Here is a 19,632-nt window from a genome sequence, read left to right as displayed (position 1 = left end):
TCCTCACGGGACACTTCTTGATCGGGACGGATCTTGAATGGGGCGGGACTTGAGGGGACTGGTCCTGAGCGGACGCGTCCTGAGGGGACGGGTTCACAGTCCCAGGGATTTGCTGATGATGGTCTTCAGGACCTCGCTGGTGCCGCCGTAGATACGGGTCACCCTGGCGTCCGCGTACAGCCGCGCGATCGGTGATTCGAGGATGTAGCCGTAGCCGCCGTGCAGTTGGAGACAGCGGTCGACCACCCGGCCCTGTGTCTCGGTGCAGAACAGCTTGGTCCTGGCCGCGTCGACGGGACTCAGGTCGCCGGCGACGAGTGCCGTGATCGCCGCGTCCAGCAGAGCCTGGGCCGCTGTCACCTCGGTGTCCAGAGCGGCGAGTTCGAACTTCGTGTTCTGGAAGTGCGCGACCGGTTTCCCGAACACGGTCCGGTCGCGTACGTAGGTGACGGTCAGGTCGATCGCCGCGCGGGCCTGGGCGACGGCGCCGACCGCGATGGCCAGCCGTTCCTGGGCCAGGTTGCGGCCGAGGAGGGAGAAGGCGGCGCCCTCCTCGCCGAGCAGGTTGGCGGCGGGGACGCGGACGCCGTCGAAGGACAGCTCCACGGTGTCCTGGACCTGGAGGCCGATCTTCTCCAGCCTGCGCCCGACGGTGAACCCGGGCATTCCCTTCTCCACCACCAGCAGGGACAGCCCGGCGCGCCGGTTGTCCGGATCGGTGGCGGTGCGGGCCACGACGATCACCAAGTCGGCGTGGTGGCCTCCGGTGATGAACGTCTTCGCCCCGTCGAGGACGTAGTGGTCTCCCCCGCCGGCTACGCCCTCACTGGCGGGGGTACCCCCACTTTCGCGGACCGCCTTCGTCGTGACGCCGGCGAGGTCCGACCCGGTGCCGGGTTCACTCATCGCGACCGCGGTGTACAGCTCTCCCGAGGCGAGCCCCGGGAACCAGCGGGCCCGCTGCTCGGCGTTGGCCAGCCCGGTGAAGTACGGGACGACCACGTCGAGATGGGTCCGCAGGCCGCCCAGTGTCACGCCGGCGCGGGCGCACTCCTCCTGGATGACGACGTTGAAGCGGTAGTCGTCCGAGCCGCCTCCGCCGTACTCCTCGGGGATCGCCGTGCCGATGATGCCGAGCTTGCCCATCGAGGTGAACAGTTCACGGGGGACGAGTTCGGCGCGACGCCAGTCCTCGTACACCGGGAGCACTTCGCGGGCGATGAAGTCGCGGACCAGGAGACGGAAGTCCTCATGATCCTGTTCGAACAGGGTCCGGCGCATCGAAGCTCCTTCAGTGGACCCTATTGAGTATACGTAATTACCATCCTCGGTCCAGAGCGATCAGGAAAGTGGCTGTACATGACCTCCCGCGACCGCTGCCGGTCAGTGCCACCAAGGAATGAGTGCATCCAAATGTCGCCCCATCCGGTGCCGGGCGACCCCCGCGTCGCCCTGCACGATCGCGTCGAGGATGCGCTGGTGCACGTGCTGGACCTCCTCGGCCGCCATGTCGCCGGGCAGCGGGCGGTCGTGACCGGAGGCGTGACGGCGGAACAGTTCGGTGATGATGGAGAGGAAGAGCGACAGCACCGGATTGTCGGCCAGGGCGGCCAGTTCGGAGTGGAACAGGTCGGCCTTGCGGAGTTCGTCGGCCGGGCCCTCGGTGGGCCACCGGACGGCTCTCGTGAGGCGTTCGACGACCTCGGTGTCCCCCGTCGCGTGCCGGGTGGTCACTCTGGCGATGATGCCGAGTTCGATGGCGTTGCGGACGATCCGCAGGTCGTCGGCCGTGACGCCCTGGTATTCGAGGAAGAGCGCCATCGTGTCGATACTGGCCTGCGGTTCCGGCGCGGTGACGACCAGGCCGCCGCCGGGGCCCCGGCGCATCCGGGCGACCGAGTGGTACTCCAGGAGCCGGACGGCCTCCCGCAGAACGGCCCGGCTGATGCCGTAGCGGGCCAGCAGGTCGGCCTCCGAACCGAGCACCATGCCGATCTGCCAGCCCCGCGCCGCGATGTCGTCGTGGATACGGGCGGCCACCACCTCGGCGAGCTTGGCCCGCAGACCCTCGACGAGTTCGGGCTCGATCACGTTCCCCGCGATCCGCTGCCCGCGGCGCACCCGGTGCTTCTCGATCCAGGCGGCGACCGACTCCAGGTGCGCGGTGAGCTCCGTCTGCGCGCGAGCGCCGTCGTCGGCGATCACGGCTTCGACGACGGCGCGGTGGGCCCGGTGCGAGGTCTCCTTCGCCGCGTGCATCTCGGCCTTGGTGACCCGGCGGGACGTGTGCGCGTACCGGGCGGTGAGACGGGTGAGGACGTCGATGAACAGGTGCAGCACCGGGTTTCCCGACAGCTGCCCGAGCACCGGGTGCAGCGGGTCCTGCGAATGGACCGACGGGTCGTCCCAGTGGGCGATCTCGCCGTCGAGGGTGGCACGGAGAGTGGCGATGCCCTCTTCGGTGATGCGGTCCGCGGCGAGGCCCGCGGCGATCGGTTCGAGGAGCTGGCGGGCCTGGAGCAGGTCGGTGACGCTGGTGCCGACGAATTCGAGGTAGATCACCATGGCCCGGGTCGCCGGTCCCGCGTCGGGGGCGCAGACGATCAGGCCGCCGTTCGGGCCGCGCCGCATCCGGGCGACCTGGTGGTGCTCGACCAGACGGACCGCCTCGCGCAGCACCGCGCGGCTCACTCCCAGGCGTTCCCGCAGGTCCACCTCCGAGCCGAGGGACTCCCCGACGGGCCAGCCCTGGCGGATGACGGTCGCCTCGATGCGGTGCGCGGTCTGTGCGGCGAGTTTGCCGACCGGGACACCGGCCTCGCCGTCGGCGGGTTCGCGGTCGACGGCAGTCGCCATGGGGCCAACTCCTCAGAGGGGATATTGCGGATCCCCAGTCTATTCGTCGGTGGCGCGAGTCACGTGCGAGCCCGGTGCCCGACGCCGTGACCGGATCGGTGATTCCCGGTCCGCTCCTGGTTGTCGACGGGAGACAACAGACACACTTAGAGTACCCTCATTTCGAGATCGTGCGCATGACGACGACGTTAAGGAGCCGACAGCGATGCGACTGGAGCCCACACCCGAAATCGAGGCGTTCCGGCGGAAGGTGCGGGCCTTCGTCGCCGAGCACGCACCCGGCGGCAAGACCCACTCCGGTGTGCGCTCACCCGACCCCGCGCTGATGCCGGCGATCCGGGAGTGGACCGCGAAGCTGTACGCGGCGGGCTTCCTCGGCATCGACTGGCCCGCCGAGTACGGCGGCCGGCCCGACGCCCATCCCCTCGAACCGTTCGTCGTCGCCGAGGAGATCGCCCGCGCCCGCACCTGGCCGCCGGTCGGCGCGGCCTCACTGGCCTCGGGGGCCCTGCTCGACTTCGGTACCGACGAACAGCGGGCGCGCTTTCTGCCCCGCATCCGCGCCTGCGAGGACGTGTGGTGCCAGCTGTTCAGCGAGCCGGAGGCGGGCAGCGATCTGGCGTCCCTGCGGACGCGGGCGCGCCGGGAGGGCGCCACCGACGACGACGGCGCCGTGTTCGTCGTCGACGGGCAGAAGGTGTGGACGACCAACGGTCAGCACGCCGACATGGGTTACCTGCTCGCGCGCACCGACGGTGACGCGCCCAGGCACAGGGGCATCACCGCGTTCGCGCTGGACATGCGCAGTCCGGGTGTCGGCATCCGGCCGCTGCGCGAGATCACCGGGACCACCGACTTCAACGAGGTCTTCCTCGACGGCGTCCGGATCCCGGCCTCGAACGTCATCGGCCGGGTGAACGACGGCTGGCGGGTGGCGATGAGCAGCCTCGGCCGCGAGCGTTCCGGGGTGGCCGCGCGCGGCGCAGAGCTGTCCGCCGTACTGGACGACCTGGTGCGGCTCGCGGAGGAGACGCCGGTCGGCGGCCGGCCCGCGCTGGAGGACTCCGCCACCCGGCAGACGATCGGGGAACTGGCGGCGCGGGTGCAGGTGAACGCGGCGATGATCTCGCTGGCGCAGTCACGGATGCTGCACGGCACGGAGGGGGCCGGTGACGCCCTGCTGGGCAAGATCTTCTTCAGCGAACTCAACCATGACCTGGCCGAGTTCGGGCTGCGTATGCAGGGGACCGACGGACTGCTCGTCGAGGGCGACGCGGAGGTGGTGGCGGGCGGGTGGTGGCAGGACGCGCATCTGTACTCGCGGGCGTACACCATTGCTGGTGGGGCCAACGAGGTTCTGCGGACTCAGGTTGCCGAGCGAGGGCTCGGGTTGCCTCGCTGAGCGCTCCGACGGGGGTGCGACTGGTCGTCGATCGACTGCGGCGCCGTCGTGGCCTGTCGCGCGGTTCCCCGCGCCCCTGAACGCAGCCCCTTACCGGGCGCCCCTCGTCAGCATCGCGCCCCTCCGGGTCACAACAGCTCGATGATCGTCGCGTTCGCCGTGCCGCCGCCCTCACACATCGTCTGGAGGCCGTACCGCAGGCCCTGTTGGCGCATGCGGGCCAACAGGCGGGTCATCAGGATGGCGCCCGAGCCGCCGAGGGGGTGGCCCACGCCGATCGCGCCGCCCAGGGGGTTGAGGCGCTCGGGGTCGGCGCCCGTCTCGGCCAGCCAGGCCAGGGGGACGGGGGCGAACGCCTCGTTGACCTCGTACACGCCCATGTCCTCGATGGACAGCCCGGAGCGGCGCAGTACCTTCTCGGTCGCGGGGATCGGGCCGAGGAGCATGGTGATCGGGTCCGCGCCGCTCACCGCTCCGGTGTGGTAGCGGGCGATCGGCGTGAGACCGAGGTCGCGGGCGCGCTCCGGGGTGGTGATGAGCAGGGCGGCGGCACCGTCGGAGATCTGGGAGGCGTTCCCGGCGTGGATCACGCCGTCCTCCTTGAACGACGGTTTGAGCTTGGCCAGGGTGTCGGGGGTCGTGCCGCGCCGCAGGCCCTCGTCGACGGTGAACCTGGTGCCGTCGACGTCGATCGGCACGACGTGGTCGTCGAAGACGCCCGAGTCGATCGCGGCGGCGGCCTTGGCATGGGACTCGGAGGCGAACTCGTCCAGCCGGTGGCGGCTCAGCTTCCAGCGCTCGGCGATGAGTTCGGCGCCGGCGCCCTGGCTGAACTCGAACCCGTCGTAGCGGGCGATGGCCGCGGGTCCGTACGGCTGTCCGGTGGTCCGGTGCGAGCCGAGCGGCACCCGGCTCATGGTCTCGACGCCGCCCGCCACCACCAGGTCGTACTGGCCCGCCATGACGGCGTGCGCGGCCTGGTCGACCGCCTGCTGGCTGGAGCCGCAGGCCCGGTTGACCGTGACGGCCGGGACGTGTTCGGGCCAGCCCGCGGCGAGTACGGCGAACCGCCCGACGTTGCTGGACTGGTCGCCGATCTGGGTCACACAGCCCCAGACCACGTCGTCCACCGTGCCGGGGTCGATTCCGGTGCGCTCAGCGAGGGCCTTGAGCACCTCGGCCGACAGGTCCGCCGCGTGCACCGGGGCCAGCGAGCCGTTGCGCTTGCCGATCGGGGCGCGTACGGCGTCGACGATGACGGCGTCTCGCATGGAAGGGTCCTTTCAGTCGGGGCTGTCGGGGCTGTCGGGTCAGGCAGGTCGGTCGAGGGGGGACTGTGCCGCGGCGCCGCCGGCGAGCAGTTCGTCGATGCCGTCGACCTGCCAGTCCCGGAACACCGCGCGGGTGTCCGCGCCGACGGCGGGTGCGGTCGTCGCGGGTCGGGTCGGGGTGTCCGAGAAGCGGGGTGCGGCGGCCGGCTGGACGACGCCGTCCGGCGCGGTCAGGGTCGAGCGGGCGGCCAGGTGGGGGTGGGCCGCCGCCTCGGTGAGGCTCAGGACGGGGGCCACGCACGCGTCGGTCCCCTCGAACAGCGTCGCCCACTCGTCCCGGGTGCGCTCCGCGAACCGCTTCTCCAGCAGCTCCCGCAGTTGCGGCCAGGTCGAGCGGTCGTGTTGCCGGTCCGGGTCGACGCCCAGGTCGAGCAGCTCGACCAGACACCGGTAGAACTTGCGTTCCAGCGCGCCGACGGCCATATGACGGCCGTCCCTGGTCTCGTACACGGCGTAGAAGGGCCAGCCCCCGTCGAAGCGGTTGACCCCGCGTTCGTCGCTCCACTCGCCGCGTCCGAGCTTGGCGAAGGTGCTGGCGAGGAGGTGGGCGGTGCCGTCGACGATGGCGGCGTCGACGACCTGGCCCCGCCCGGTGCGCTCGGCGGCGTGCAGGGCGGCCAGGACGCCGATCACGAGGTAGCAGCCGCCGCCCCCGAAGTCGCCGACGAGGTTGAGCGGGATCCGTGGCGGACCGCCCGCTTCCCCGATCGCGCCGAGCGCGCCCGTCAGCGCGATGTAGGTGATGTCGTGTCCGGCGGCGGCGGCCAGCGGCCCGTCCTGGCCCCAGCCGGTCATCCGGCCGTAGACGAGGCGGGCGTTGCGGGCCAGGCAGTCGTGCGGGCCGATGCCCAGCCGTTCGGTGACACCGGGACGGAATCCCTCGATCAACACGTCGGCGCGCGCGGCCAGTCGGAGGAGCGCGTCCGCTCCGGCCGGCTGCTTCAGGTCGAGGACGACCGACCGCTTCCCCCGGTTGAGCACGTCCGCCGGTCCGCCCGCGTCCGGTTCGTCCGCCCGCCCGGGCCGGTCCACGCGGACGACCTCCGCCCCGAGGTCGGCGAGCAGCATTCCGGCGAACGGACCCGGTCCGATGCCACCGAGTTCGACGACCCGGCAGCCGACGAGAGGTCCCGTCGTCATGGTCACCCTCCCAGCCCAGCTCAATTACGGATACTCAATTATGGCCACATGGCTGCACCACTGACTGAACCCACTGGCTGCACCACTGGCTGCACCGCTTGACCGCGTACGGAGTACGGCGGTCTCAGCGGCCCTTCCAGACCGCCGCCCGCTTCTCGGCGAACGCGGCGGCCCCTTCACGGGCGTCCTCCGACCGGAAGACGGGTGCCGCGATCTCGAACTGCCGCGCCCACCCCTCCTCCAGCGTCCAGTCCGAGGCGTGGCTCGCGATCTCCTTGGTGGCCGCGACGGCGAGGGGGCCGTTCGCCGCGATCGCCGAGGCGAGTGCGAGGGCGCCGTCGAGCGAACCGCCCTCGTCCGTCAGCCGGTTGACGAGGCCGACCTCGGCCGCCCGTACCGCGCTGATCGGTTCGCCGGTCAGCAGCAGTTCGAGCGCGACGGCGTACGGGATGCGGCGCGGGAGGTGGAGGGCCGCCCCGGCGCGGGCGACCAGGGACCGGCGCACCTCGGGGACGCCCAGCCGCGCGGTGCGGGAGGCGACCACCAGGTCGCAGGCCAGCAGGAGTTCGAAGCCGCCGGCCAGGGCCCAGCCCTCGACCGCGGCGACCAGGGGCTTGCGCGGCGGTGTCAGGGTGATCCCGCACAGTCCGCGGCCCTCGATCGCGGGCGACTCGCCGCGCAGCCACGCCTTGAGGTCCATCCCGGCCGAGAACGTGCCCCCGGCCCCCGTGAGGACGCCCGCCCGCAACTCGTCCGACTCGTCGAGCTCGTCCACCGCCGCCGCCACTCCGGCGGCCACCCCGGCGTCCAGCGCGTTCTTCACCGCCGGGCGGTTGATCGTGATGACCTGGACCGCGCCACGGCGCTCCACCAGCACCTCGTCGGACACGTCTACCTCCTCGAATCGTTCAACTGATCGCCGGTGACGGCGAATTGGGCAAGTTCATGGGCGACCATGCCGTCCAGGTCCCCGGCGGGCGGCGCCGGGAGGTCGACGGCGCGGTCACGGGTCGGCAGCAGCACGACGGCCGTACCGGGCGTGGTGACCTCACCCCGCTGGTTCTCGCACCGCACCTCGATGTGCACCTCGGCCCGCCCGTCCACCCGGCGTTTGTCGACGACCGTGCCGCGCACCCAGGTGGTGTCGCCGAGATAGTTGAACCTGCGGTGCTCGCAGCGCAGTTTCCACAGCCAGCCGTCGTCGCCGATCCAGTCGGTGAGCAGATGGCACAACCAGGTCTCACGCATCCCGCCGTAGTCGTACGAGTTCGGCAGCCCGAGTTCCTTCGCCCGCTCGGGTTCCCAGTGCAGCCGCTGCACGGTGTCCGGGACGTTCAACGGGTTCGGCGGATACAGTCCGGGAGCCTTGCGTCGGACGCGCGCGGCGATCCCGAAGGCGCCCGGCGGGGTGAGCTGCATGCCCCAGCCGAGATGCCAGACGACCACGTCCGTGGTGGTGAGCGGCCCCTTCACCCGGGGCTGGAGTTCGTCGCCGATCCCGACGTCCTCCCAGAAGCGGGGTTCGGCGCCGCGCCGGGTCTCGGCCGCGTAGGCGACGTCGATCCCGGCGAGCTGCTCTGGGGTGTAGGGCTCCTGCGCCAGGTGTTCCTTGGCCCGCTTCTTCGACGTGTGCCGTTCGGCGTTGATCCAGGTGCCCCGGCGCAGGGCGTGCATCTCGCCCCGCCCGTTGGCGTAGAGGTAGTCCTTGACGACGTGTGCCGTGCGTCCGCCGAAGCTGCTGGGCTTGAGGTGGACGCCCACCTGGGTCTGCAACACCCGGCAGCGGTCGCCCAGTCGGAGCGGACGCCACCACTCGAACTCCATCACCGCCTGGTAGGAGCCGAGCCCGGCGAAGGGGTCGCCCCTGAGCAGTGCCTTGGTCTCCGGGTCGGGCTTCGGGGCGGCGTCCTCCCCCATCGTGTAGAGGAAGGTGGGCGGTGCGACGAGCGCGCCCCAGCGGGTGCCGGCCGCGTGGTCCGGGTCGCAGTACAGGGGGTTGTCGTCGCCGTAGCCGTACGCGAAGTGGCGTACGCCGTCCCAGGTCACCTCGTAGTTGTGCGGGGGGTTGTGCTGGGGCTGGGGCACGCCCAGGCGGCGCCGGGAACGCTCGACCGCCTCGTCCGTCAGTACGCCGAACCGCTCGGCGGGCTTCTCCCGCGCACCCGTCCGCGTGCCTGTCCGTGCGGGCGTCTGTGTGCCTGTCTGTGTCTCTGGCTGCGTACCCGTCATCGCTGTTCCTCCTTGACGCGCTCCTGCTGTGCGAGCCGGACGCGGACCAGTTCCAGCAGTTCCACGCGGCTGACCTTGCTCGACGGGGTCCGGGGCAGCGCGTCGACGACGACGATGTGCGCCGGCACCTCGTACGGGGTGAGCCGGGAACGGCAGAGGGCCACGAGTTCGGCGGTGTCCGGGACGGGCAGGTCCGGCTCGGTCTCGACCGCCGCGACCGGTACCTCGCCGAGCCTCGGGTCCGGCAGCCCCGCGACGGCCGCCTCACGGACGGCGGGGTGGGTCTCCAGGACGCGCTGGACGGTCCCCGGCTGCACCTTGAAGCCGCCGCGGATGATCGCGTCGTCCGCGCGGCCCTCGATCCAGACGAACCCGTCGGCGTCGATCCGGGCGAGATCGCTGGTCCGCGTCCAGGCCCGGCCGCCGCGGGTGCTCTGCTCGGTGCGGACCTCCAGGATGCCGGACCGGCCGGCAGGCAGTTCGGCGCCGTCCTCGCCGGTCACCCTCAGTTCGACGCCGGCGAAGGCACGGCCGGCGCTGCCCGCCTTCCGCTCCCACCAGCGCTCGTGCAGCGGCAGGGTCCAGCCGACCACCGCTCCGGCGAACTCGGTGGCCCCGTAGGTCATGAGGACGGGGATGCCGTACTTCCGGAAGAACGCGTCGGCGAGTTCCGCCGGGCAGGGGGCGGTGCCGGACGTGACGACCTGGAGGCTCGCCAGCCGTTCCCCGGGGACGCCCGCGTCGAGCACCGCGCGGATGGCGGCCGGTACCAGGCTCGCCGCCCGCAGCCGGTGCCGTTGCACGGCGCCCACCCAGGGTTCGACGGCGAACCTGGGCATGAGAAGCATGCGGCGTCCGGTCGCGAGACAGGCGAGCGCCCGCCACAGGCCGCTGATGTGCACGAGCGGGGTGGCCACGAGCGCCGCCGACCGCGACAGCAGGCGGGCGTCCTTCGGGGTCTGCCCGCCGGAGACGAGAGCCTGGTCCAGCTGCCCGGTGCGCAGATTCACGCGTTTCGGCGGGCCGGTGGTGCCCGAGGTGAGCATCTCCACGGCGATGTCGGGACCGGCTGCCGGTGCCCCGGCGGACGGCGTGCCGCCCGCGAGCCCGATGGTGCCGTCGGTGCCGGCCTCCAGAGCCGCGCCGTGACCGGTCACCGTGCCCAACACGCCCTCACGGGCCAGGACTTCCGCACCGGCCACGACGACGGGCGGCGCGCAGCGCGCGATGTCGGCGGCGAGGCGCGCCGCGGGCTGCAAGGGGCTCAGCATCACCAGGCAGCGCCCGGAGGCGATGACCGCGGCGACCACGGCCACGTGCTCGGGCCGGTTCTCCAGGACGACGCCGACACGGCCTCCGGCGGGCAGTCCCAGTGCGTCGAGCGCGTCGACGACACCGCGCGCGGTCTCCTGGATCTGCCCCCAGGTCCACCAGTCGCCCTCGTACTCGATCGCCTCGGCGTTGGCCGGAGCCTCGGTCAGCAGCCGGGACAGGCGGTCGCGAATTCCCACGGGAGGAGCCTTTCGTCACCAGACCAGAGCTATAAAGTACACTGAATTAACGACCGTCAAGCCATGGGTCCGCATGCTTGCCGTCCAAAGTGACGAGAACCACGCTATTAAGTGACCTGAACTTGTGATGTGCGGGCGGCTGCGGAGGCCGTGCTCAGATCCCGACCAGGTTCGCCAGCCGGGCCCGGTGGGTCGCCGGGCTGCCGAAGAGCTGCTCGGACGACTTCGCGCGCTTCAGGTACAGGTGCGCGTCGTGTTCCCACGTGTAGCCGATGCCGCCGTGGATCTGGATGTTCTCCTTGGCGGCATGGGTGAAGGCGTTCGCGCAGTACGCGGCGGCGAGCGCGGCGGACACCGGCAGTTCGTCCGGTTCCCCGGCGGCCACGGACATCGCGCGGTAGGCCGCCGAGCGGGCGGCCTCGACCTGGAGAAGCATGTCGGCGCACTTGTGCTTGACCGCCTGGAACGACCCGATGGGACGGCCGAACTGGACCCGGACCTTCGCGTACTCGACCGCGGCGTCCAGACATGCCTGCGCCCCGCCGACCTGCTCGGCGGCCAGTGCCACGGCCACGAGGTCGACGACGGCCCGCAGATACCGCGTGGCGTCCCCCTCCGGACCGACCCGCACGGCGCTCGCCGCGTCGAGATCGATCCGCGCCAGGCGCCGCGTCGGGTCGAGTGCCTCAAGCCGGGTGCGGGTCACGCCGGTCGCGGCGCCGTCCACGGCGAACAGCCCGGGGCCCGTGTCCGCGCGGGCTGCGACGAGGAGCAGGCCGGCGCTGTGGCCGTCGACGACGAACATCTTGGTGCCCGACACCCGCCAGCCCTCGCCGTCGCGCGTGGCCGAGGCCGCCACGTCCTCGACGCGCCACGACCCGCCGGCCTCGGCCAGGGCCAGGGTGCCGGTCAGCGAACCGTCGGCGATGGCGGGCAGCCAGCGCGCCTTCGCCGTGTCGTCGCCGGACGCGGTGAGGGCCTGGCCGGCGAGGGCCACGGTGGCGAGGTACGGCGAGGGCAGCAGGACCCGCCCCAGTTCCTCCATGACGATCCCCAACTCGACCGGGCCGCCGCCGAAACCGCCGTACTCCTCCGGCAACGCTATTCCGTGCAGGCCGAGTTGGGCCGCCATCCGGCGCCAGAGCACCGGGTCGTGGCCCTCCTCGGACTCCATCGAGCGGCGGACCGCCTCGCTCGGTGCCTTGTCCGCCAGGAAGCGGCGCAGCGTCGAACGGAGTACCTCGTGCTCCTCGGTGAAGGTGGTGAAGGTCGGTGCCACGTGCGTCGTGTCCTTCTCTGTCACTGAGGCGTCTGCCGGGGCGTCTTCGACCGCAGGTAGGCGGCGAAGTCCGGCATTCTGGCGCGGTCCACGATCTCTATGCGCAGTCCGGAGGGAGCCAGGTGGTAGGCGAAGATCGACGGTTCGCCGTCGACCACGGCGCAGGCCTCCAGGGCGAAGCCCGCCTCCGCCAGCCGTTTCGACGTCACCGGGACGTCGTCGCAGAAGTAGCCGAGGTGGTGCGTGGCGATGTGTTCGGCCGCCGTCCACGGTGTCCCGGGAATCTCCTGGACGAGTTCGATGTGCGGGGCGTCGAGCGAGTACGCGTAGCGCAGGGGCAGTACGCGTTCGCCGTCGGCGAGGCGGACCGGCAGTTCGGCGTACATGGTCCCGGTCCACCGGTAGCCGGCGACCTCGGTCATCCGGGTCTTCCACTCGTCGACGTCCGGGACCACGATCCCCGTGTGGTAGAGGTCGGCCGCACTGAGCGGACGGTCCGTCGCGGCGCTCACCAGGCGAGCCGGAGCTGCTTGATGCCGTACATGTTGCCGTGCGCCTCGATGTCCTGGCCGGGCTCGACCTCGTAGTCGGGGATGCGCCGGTGCCATTCCTCGATCGCCACGTTGAGTTCGAGGCGGGCGAGGTGCGAGCCGAGGCAGCGGTGGGGGCCCGAGCCGAAGGCGATGTGGTTGGTGGTCGCCCGGTGCAGGTCCACCTCCAGCGGGTTGTCGTACCGTCCGGGGTCGCGGTTGGTGACCGCGACCGGGAGCATCACCATGTCGCCGGCGCGGACCGGGCAGCCGCCGATCTCGACGTCCCGTGTCGCCTTCCGGGCCGGGACGACGGGCGAGTAGACGCGCAGGATCTCCTCCACGGCGGTGGGGACGAGCGAGGGGTCGGCGACGATCGCCGCACGCTGCTCCGGGTGCGTGGCGAAGTGGTAGAGCGCCCAGCCGACCGAGATCGGGACGGTGTCGAAGCCCGCCTGGAAGAACAGGACGCAGAACGCGTGCATGTCCCGGTCGCTGATCTTCTCGCCGTCGATCGTCCAGGTCATCGCACGCGACAGCAGGTCGTCGCGCGGGCTCTCACGGCGCAGGGCGATCTGCTCGTCGAAGTAGTCCGACACGGCGTTCATGGCCGCCAACTGGCGCTGCCCGTCCGGGTCTTCGCCGTAGGTCAGGTGCAGCAGGTCGTGTGTCCAGTGCAGGAACTGGCCCAGGTCCTCCGCCGGCAGCCCCATCAGATCCATGAAGATCCGGGTCGGGAACTGACGGGCGAAGGCGTCGAGGACATCGGCGCTTCCGGCGTCCTTCAGACCGTCGACCAGGTCACCGGCGATCCTCCGGATCTTCGGCTCGTCGGCGGCGGCGGCCTTCGGGGAGAAGTGCTTGCCCAACAGCCGCCGCCACTCGGTGTGCTGGGGCGGATCCAGCATCTCCGGTATCCACAGGAACCGCGGATTCGGGTTGAGCACCGTCACCGACTCGCTGGAGAAGGTCCGCCAGTCCTGGAGGGCCCGCTGGATCGCCTCACTCTCGGTGACGACCCAGTAGCCTTGCGCGATGGTGCTGCGGAACCCCGAGTGGGTGACGGCGAGTTCGTCCCATCGCTGCTGATGGCTGAGCACCGGCCCGCTGAGCCGGTTGTCGAAGTGGTAGGCGGGGACTCCCTCGTGGGTTCCCTCGGGTTCGAGTGTCGTGCTCATCACGGCTCCTCTCGTCGTACGTTCGTCACGTCGTCCGCCGTCACGCCGTACAGGGGTCATGCCGTACGACGGTCATGCCGTACGGGGTCATCTGGTACGGGGGGTCACGTCACCGCGCCGTCGATCTTGAGCGCGATGAGCTCCTCCTCGCCGATGCCGAGCGAGCGCAGGACGTCGTCGGTGTGTTCCGCGAACAGGGGCGCCCGGGTCAGGGTGGCCGGGGTCTCGTCGAACTGGACGGGACTGGCGACCAGTTCACGGTCGACCCCGTCCGCGTCCACGACGGGGGCGATGAGACCGTTGGCCCGCAGCGCCTGGTCCTGCCCGACCTCCCAGGCGCTCTGCACGGCCGCCCACTGCCCCTCTCCCCGGGAGAGGATCTCGACCCACTCGTCGTACGGGCGGGACGCGATGAGTTCCGCGACGATCCCGGCGGCCTCGCCGGCGTTGGCCATCAGCTTCTCGGTGCTGTCGAAGCGTTCGTCGCGGGCGAGTTCCTCGCGGCCGGACAGCTTGCAGAACTCGGCCCAGTACCGGCCGGGTTGCAGCATCGACAGTTCGATCCAGCGGCCGTCCGAGCTGCGGTAGGCCCCGATGAGGGGGTTGGTGGCCGAGCCGTACCGGGGCTGGACGTTCACCGGGAGCGGGCCGCCGTTCATCAGCGCCATGTTGACCGTGAACTGCGTCGCCCAGGCGCCCACGCCGAGCAACGACACGTCCACGACGGACGGTTCGCCGGTCGTGGCGCGCGAGTAGAGGGCGGCGGCGATGCCTCCGGCGATGGTCATGCCGCCGATCGCGTCGCCGTAGGCACCGGCGGGCATGCGGATCATCCGCTCCGCACCGGCCGGGGTGACACCGGCGGCGCTGCCGCCGCGCGCCCAGAAGGCCGTGCTGTCGTAGCCGCCCTTGCGCGCCTCCTCCCCACGGGCGCCGAAGCCGCTGCCCCGGACGTAGATGATGTCCGGGTTGACCGCCCGGACGTCCTCGACGTCGATACGCAGCTTCGCCCGCGCGTCGGGCAGGAAGTTCGTGAGGAACACGTCGCTGTTGCGGATGAGTTCGTCCAGCACGCGCCGTGCGGACGGCTTCTCCAGGGCCAGACCCACACTGCGTTTGCCGCGGTTGGGCCCCTCCACGATCGGGAAGAACGACGAGTCCTTGCTGACGGCGTCGTACCCGAGCACCCGCACCAGGCCGCGCTGGCCGTCGCCCCGTTCGGCGTGCTCGATCTTGATCACGTCGGCACCCCAGTCCGCGAGTACGGCACCCGCCGCCGGGACGAAGGTGAACTGTGCGACCTCGAGAACCCGCACACCCTCCATGGGCCGCTGCATCGGACCAACTCCTCCGAGCCTGAAGCGCTATTGCGCATACCCAATCAACGAAGAACGCGCTCCAGTATGGACCGTGGGTTGTAAAAAGTATACTGTTTTCGTCATGCTGGATTTCTCGATCGAACCCGATTTCCAGGCCAAGCTGGACTGGGCGACGACCTTCGTACGCGAGGAGGTCGAGCCGCTCGACCTCCTGTTCCCGCACGGGGGCGACCCGTACGACACCCGCAACGAGAAGGCCCGTGCGATCCTGCGGCCCCTCCAGGACAAGGTCAGGGCGCAGGGCCTGTGGGCCTGCCACCTCGGCCCCGAACTGGGCGGCGCGGGATACGGACAGGTCAGGCTCGCGTATCTCAACGAGATCCTGGGCCGTTCCTACTGGGCCCCGACCGTCTTCGGCACCGCCGCCCCGGACACCGGGAACGCCGAGATCCTCGCCATGTTCGGCACCGAGGAGCAGAAGGCCCGCTATCTGCGGCCCCTGCTCGACGGGGACATCGTCTCCACCTTCTCGATGACCGAACCGCAGGCGGGCGCCGACCCCAAGGAGTTCCGCTGCCACGCGCGGCGCGACGGGGACGAGTGGGTGATCGACGGCGAGAAGTGGTTCTCGTCCAACGCCCGGTACGCGGCCTTCCTCATCGTCATGGCCGTCACCGACCCGGACGCGCCGCCGCACGCCCGGATGTCGATGTTCATCGTGCCCGCCGAGACGCCGGGCATCGAGATCAAGCGCAACGTCGGCACCATGGACGAACGCGACAACCTCGACGAGGGCATCCACGCCTACATCCGCTACGACCAGGTCCGGGTCCCGCTCGACGCCATGCTCGGCGGCCCCGGCGAAGGCTTCAAGGTCGCGCAGGCACGTCTCGGCGGCGGCCGGGTCCATCACGCGATGCGTACGGTGGGCAAGTGCGCGCGCGCCTTCGACATGATGTGCGAGCGGGCGCTGTCCCGTCGTACGCAGGGCACCCTGCTCGCGGAGAAGCAGGCGGTGCAGCAGTTCATCGCCGACTCCTGGGTCGAGTTGCAGCAGTTCCGGCTGCTCGTGCTGCACACCGCCTGGATCATCGACACCCAGCCGCACGGCGCGGCCCGCACCCAGATCGCGATGTGCAAGGTCCAGACGGCGAAGGTGCTGCACGACATCATCCAGCGCGCCCTGCATGTGCACGGATCGCTCGGCACGACCAACGAACTGCCGCTCGCCAAGTGGTGGATGGCCGCACCGAACCTCGCCCTCGCCGACGGCCCCACCGAGGTGCACCGCACCACGATCGCCAAGCGGCTGCTGAAGAACTACCGGCCGGCGGAGGGCCTGTTCCCCAGCGAGCACATCCCGCCGAAGCGGGAGGCCGCCCGCAAGCGGTACGCGCACATCGTCGAGGACGACAGCCTCACGGGCCGGGCGGACATATGAGCGGCGACCGCGACGCGAAGTCCATCGCCCCGGCCGACCTGTTCGACCTGTCCGGCAAGGTCGCGCTCGTCACCGGCGGCAGCCGGGGCCTGGGCCGCGAGATGGTGCTCGCCTTCGCCACCGCCGGTGCGGATGTGGTGATCGCCAGCCGCAAGGCCGACGCGTGCGAGGCGGTCGCGGCGGAGGTGCGCGACCTGGGCCGGCGGGCGCTGCCGGTCGCGGCGCACGTGGGGCACTGGGGCGACCTCGGCCTGCTCGCCGACGCGGCGTACGGGGAGTTCGGGAAGGTCGACGTCCTCGTCAACAACGCCGGGATGTCACCGTTGGCCCCCTCGTCGGCCGCGACCAGCGAGGAACTGTTCGACAAGGTGATCGGGGTCAACTTCAAGGGACCGTTCCGGCTCGCCTCGCTCGTCGGCGAGCGGATGGCGGCCGGGGACGGCGGATCGATCATCAACATCTCGTCGTCGGGAGCGTTGTTCCCGCAGCCCAGGTTCGGGCCGTACGCCGGGGCCAAGGCCGCGTTGAACGCGCTGACGACCGTCTTCGCCCTGGAGTACGGGCCGACCGTACGGGTCAACACGATCTCGGCCGGGCCCTTCCTGACCGACATCTCCAAGGCCTGGTCGGAGGAGAAGCGGGAGAGCACGCGCAGCGCGGTGGGGCGGCCAGGGCGGCCGGAGGAGATCATCAGTACGGCGCTCTATCTGGCCAGTGACGCGTCCGGCTACACGACCGGGGCGTTGATCCGGGTGGACGGCGGGCTGTACTAGCCGCGGGTGGATGCGGGTGGATGCCGCCCCGCGCCCCGGTCGGGGTGCGGGGCCGCCCGCACGCTCAGCCCAGCAGTTCCGTCGCCTCGGCCAGAAGCACCGGGAGTGCCGGCAGCATGCGGTGGTGCATGTCGTTCAGGTGGTCGGCCTTGCGGCCACGCTTGATCAGGAGTGCGGTGGCGGCGGACTCCTTGTACTTCGTCAGGGCCTCGAACCACCGGAGGTCCGGGAGCCGTTCGCCCCGCGTCTCCTCGTAGGTGTCGATGAGTTCGGCCTTGGCCGGCATGCCGGTCGGCTGCTCCGACAGGGACGCCGGGTGGCGGGCCTCGTCGGTGAAGAAGGTCAGCCAGGTGATGTCGACCCGGGGATCGCCGAGCGACCAGATCTCCCAGTCGATGACCGCGTTGACCGAGTCCGCGTCGCACAGGGTGTTGCCGAGCCGGTAGTCGCCGTGGGTGAACACCGGCATCATCGTGGCGGGCACGGTGGCGAGCAGCCGTTCCGCGACCGCCTCGTAGCCGGTGCGCAGGTCCTCGGGGACCGTGGTGAACGCCCGGGTCCAGCGGTTGATCTCGGCGGCGGGCGTGACAACCGGCTCCACGGCGAGGGCGGTCCGTTTCGGGTCCGCGCGGTGCAGGTGGGCGAGCATCCGGGCCGCGTCGAGGGCACGAGCCCGCACCTGTGCCGCCGGCAGTGTCCCTCGGGGCACGAGCACCGGTTCCACGCAGTCCCCGGGTACCAGCTCCATGGCCACGAAGGGCTGGCGGGCCGGGGGCGCGCCCTTCTCCCAGAACAGCACCTTCGGGACCCGTACCCCGGGCACGCCCGCCAGTACGTGCATGAGCCGCGCCTGGCGCAGCACGTCCCGGTTGCGGACCGGTTGGAGGCCGGGCGGGGCCACCTTGAGGACGACGCGTTCGTATCCGGCGGGGACACCCGACAGTCCGGCGACGTAGGTGAGGCTCGATGTGCCGCCGGTGAGCGGTTCGACCGACTCCACCGTGCCCTCGGGTGCCCAGCCGCGCAGTGCCGCGGCCGTGCGCTGCGTCAACTCCGCTATCGGATCGGTGCTGTTGGCTACGGTGCTCATGACCGGTCTCTCATCCTTGTCGGTCGGCCGACGGCCTCGCGGCGTACGTCGGTCAGCGGTCGGCGGTCAGGGCCTCGACGATGTCCCGGCGCACGAGCTTGCCGGTCGGGGTGCGGGGCAGTTCGGGCCACCAGGTGATGCGCTCGGGCGTCTTCGAGCCGCGCAGAGTGCCCCGCACCTGAGCCCGCAGGTCCCCGGCGTCGAGCTCCGCGCCGTCCCGGACCACGACCACGGCCTCGATGCGCTGGCCCCACTCCTCGTCCGGGACACCGACGACGACCGCGTCCAGCACGTCCGGGTGACGCAGCAGAACGTCCTCGATCTCGGCGGGCGCGATGTTCTCGGCGCCGCGGATGATCGTGTCGTCGGCCCTGCCCTCGATGTGGAGGTAGCCGTCGGCATCGATCCGTCCCTGGTCACGGGTGTGGAAGAACCCGCGTTCGTCGACCGCGGAACCCTGCCCCGCGTACTCCCCCGACACCTGGTCGCCGCGCACCCAGATCTGCCCCGTCCCCCCGGGGCCGACGACCGCGCCGGACGCGTCCCGGACCTCCAGTTCGACACCCGGCACCGGCAGACCGGCGGAACCGAGCCGGGCCCGTACGGCGGGATCGTCGCTCGCGACGGCCGTCCGGTGCTCCTGCGGGCCCAGGACCGTGATGGTGGACGAGGTCTCCGTCAGCCCGTAGGCGTTCACGAAGTCGACGTGCGGCCAGGCGCGCAGCGCGGTCTCGATCACCCGTACGGGCATCCTGGCCCCACCGTAGGCGAGCGCGCGCAGCGAGGGCACCGAGCGGTCCAGGCCGTCGGTGTCCATGATGCGGGCCAGCATCGTCGGCACCACCATCGCGTTGGTGACGCCCTGCCGGCGCACGAGGTCCAGCCAGCCCTCCGGGGTGAACTGGTCGAGGCTCAGGGCGCGGCGCCCCGAGTACAGGTTGGTCAGCACGTTGGACACGGCGGCGATGTGGTACGGCGGCACGCTCACCAGGGCCGCCTCGTCCGGGCCCGCGCCGGCGAACTCCACCGTGCCGAGCACGTACGACACGAGGTTGTGGTGGCGCAGGACCACGCCCTTCGGCGTCGAGGTCGTGCCGCTGGTGTAGATGAGGACCGCCGGGGAGTCGGGTGACGGCGCCGGTTCCTCGTCGCCCGGGGCGGCCGGGGCCTCCGCAGCCCGGGTGAGCCACTCCTCCGGGCTTCGTACGGCGAGCCCGGCCCGGCGCAGTGCCTCGGCGTGTTCCGGGTCGGCGATGCCCAGGGCGCGCGGGTGGTTCGCCAGCAGCGCGTCCAGCTGTTGCTCGCCCAGGCGGTAGTTGACCGGGATCAGCGGGACTCCGGCGCGGGCCGCGGCGAACAGCGCGACCGGGAGGGCCGGGCCGTTCACCGCGAGGTACACGATCGCGTCGGCGTCGGCCGAGCGCACCAGCCGGGCGCCGCCGACGGCCAGTTCACGCAGTCGTGGGGCGGTCAGCCCGTTGTCCGCGCGTCCGATCAGGACCCGGTCGTCGAATCCCTCGGCGGCCATGTCCAACAGCATCGATATGTTCATC

Annotated in this window: 16 protein-coding genes; 3 read left to right on the top strand and 13 right to left on the bottom strand. The window is 71.2% G+C overall.

The annotated features are described in order from the left end of the window. Positions 1–93: 93 nt before the first annotated feature. Both OG595_RS37010 and OG595_RS37005 read right to left on the bottom strand, forming a co-directional pair. Positions 94–1,281 carry an acyl-CoA dehydrogenase family protein gene (locus OG595_RS37010; protein WP_329279841.1) on the bottom strand — a complete coding sequence of 396 codons (1,188 nt, stop codon included), beginning with the start codon at positions 1,279–1,281 and terminating at the stop codon, positions 94–96. Positions 1,282–1,383: 102 nt separating this feature from the next. Next, complete coding sequence (locus OG595_RS37005; RefSeq protein WP_329279839.1) at positions 1,384–2,856, bottom strand: FadR/GntR family transcriptional regulator; 1,473 nt, start codon at positions 2,854–2,856, stop codon at positions 1,384–1,386. Between the two features lie 205 nt (positions 2,857–3,061). Here OG595_RS37005 and OG595_RS37000 point away from each other — a divergent pair, with 205 nt between their 5' ends. Then, entirely contained in the window at positions 3,062–4,258 is a 1,197-nt protein-coding gene (locus OG595_RS37000) for an acyl-CoA dehydrogenase family protein (RefSeq protein ID WP_329279837.1), read from the top strand. A 128-nt stretch (positions 4,259–4,386) separates the two neighbouring features. On the opposite strand, the gene OG595_RS36995 is transcribed toward OG595_RS37000, so the two are convergent. The 9 genes from OG595_RS36995 to OG595_RS36955 form a co-directional block, all read right to left on the bottom strand. Then, on the bottom strand, positions 4,387–5,529 hold the full coding sequence (locus OG595_RS36995; RefSeq protein ID WP_329279835.1) for a thiolase family protein: 1,143 nt from the start codon (positions 5,527–5,529) through the stop codon (positions 4,387–4,389). A gap of 39 nt (positions 5,530–5,568) precedes the next feature. Further along, a complete protein-coding gene (locus OG595_RS36990) occupies positions 5,569–6,729 on the bottom strand; it encodes a CaiB/BaiF CoA transferase family protein (RefSeq protein WP_329279832.1) in 1,161 nt (386 codons plus the stop codon). 124 nt (positions 6,730–6,853) lie between these two features. Further along, positions 6,854–7,618, bottom strand: coding sequence for a crotonase/enoyl-CoA hydratase family protein (locus tag OG595_RS36985; RefSeq protein ID WP_329279830.1), 765 nt, complete (start codon positions 7,616–7,618; stop codon positions 6,854–6,856). A gap of 2 nt (positions 7,619–7,620) precedes the next feature. Then, entirely contained in the window at positions 7,621–8,958 is a 1,338-nt protein-coding gene (locus tag OG595_RS36980) for an FAS1-like dehydratase domain-containing protein (RefSeq protein ID WP_329279828.1), read from the bottom strand. After that, the gene (locus OG595_RS36975; RefSeq protein WP_329279826.1) at positions 8,955–10,469 is read right to left on the bottom strand and encodes a class I adenylate-forming enzyme family protein; all 1,515 of its coding nucleotides are present in this window, start codon (positions 10,467–10,469) and stop codon (positions 8,955–8,957) included. The genes OG595_RS36980 and OG595_RS36975 overlap by 4 nt, the downstream gene beginning before the upstream one ends. 154 nt (positions 10,470–10,623) lie before the next feature. Continuing rightward, positions 10,624–11,748 carry an acyl-CoA dehydrogenase family protein gene (locus tag OG595_RS36970; RefSeq protein ID WP_329279824.1) on the bottom strand — a complete coding sequence of 375 codons (1,125 nt, stop codon included), beginning with the start codon at positions 11,746–11,748 and terminating at the stop codon, positions 10,624–10,626. Between the two features lie 20 nt (positions 11,749–11,768). Then, positions 11,769–12,260: a VOC family protein gene (locus tag OG595_RS36965; RefSeq protein WP_329279822.1), complete on the bottom strand. Its 492-nt coding sequence runs from the start codon at positions 12,258–12,260 to the stop codon at positions 11,769–11,771. Then, a complete protein-coding gene (locus OG595_RS36960; protein WP_329279820.1) occupies positions 12,257–13,456 on the bottom strand; it encodes a cytochrome P450 in 1,200 nt (399 codons plus the stop codon). Before OG595_RS36960 ends, OG595_RS36965 begins: the two co-directional genes overlap by 4 nt. A 104-nt stretch (positions 13,457–13,560) precedes the next feature. Continuing rightward, a complete protein-coding gene (locus OG595_RS36955) occupies positions 13,561–14,793 on the bottom strand; it encodes a CaiB/BaiF CoA transferase family protein (RefSeq protein WP_329279818.1) in 1,233 nt (410 codons plus the stop codon). Positions 14,794–14,896: 103 nt separating this feature from the next. Between OG595_RS36955 and OG595_RS36950 the strand changes: the two genes are divergently transcribed. Beyond that, positions 14,897–16,216 carry an acyl-CoA dehydrogenase family protein gene (locus tag OG595_RS36950; protein ID WP_329279816.1) on the top strand — a complete coding sequence of 440 codons (1,320 nt, stop codon included), beginning with the start codon at positions 14,897–14,899 and terminating at the stop codon, positions 16,214–16,216. Beyond that, entirely contained in the window at positions 16,213–16,989 is a 777-nt protein-coding gene (locus OG595_RS36945) for an SDR family NAD(P)-dependent oxidoreductase (RefSeq protein ID WP_329279813.1), read from the top strand. The genes OG595_RS36950 and OG595_RS36945 overlap by 4 nt, the downstream gene beginning before the upstream one ends. 64 nt (positions 16,990–17,053) lie before the next feature. Here OG595_RS36945 and OG595_RS36940 read toward each other — a convergent pair whose 3' ends face one another. Further along, entirely contained in the window at positions 17,054–18,079 is a 1,026-nt protein-coding gene (locus OG595_RS36940; protein ID WP_329279811.1) for a phosphotransferase family protein, read from the bottom strand. 52 nt (positions 18,080–18,131) lie between these two features. Beyond that, on the bottom strand, positions 18,132–19,631 hold the full coding sequence (locus OG595_RS36935; protein ID WP_329279809.1) for a class I adenylate-forming enzyme family protein: 1,500 nt from the start codon (positions 19,629–19,631) through the stop codon (positions 18,132–18,134). Between the last annotated feature and the right edge of the window lies 1 nt (position 19,632).

Origin of the sequence: Streptomyces sp. NBC_01451 (genome assembly GCF_036227485.1) — a bacterium.
Classification (GTDB): Bacteria; Actinomycetota; Actinomycetes; order Streptomycetales; family Streptomycetaceae; genus Streptomyces.
The sequence above is the reverse complement of the archived record's forward strand: the minus strand, read 5'-3'. Positions and strand labels throughout refer to the sequence as shown.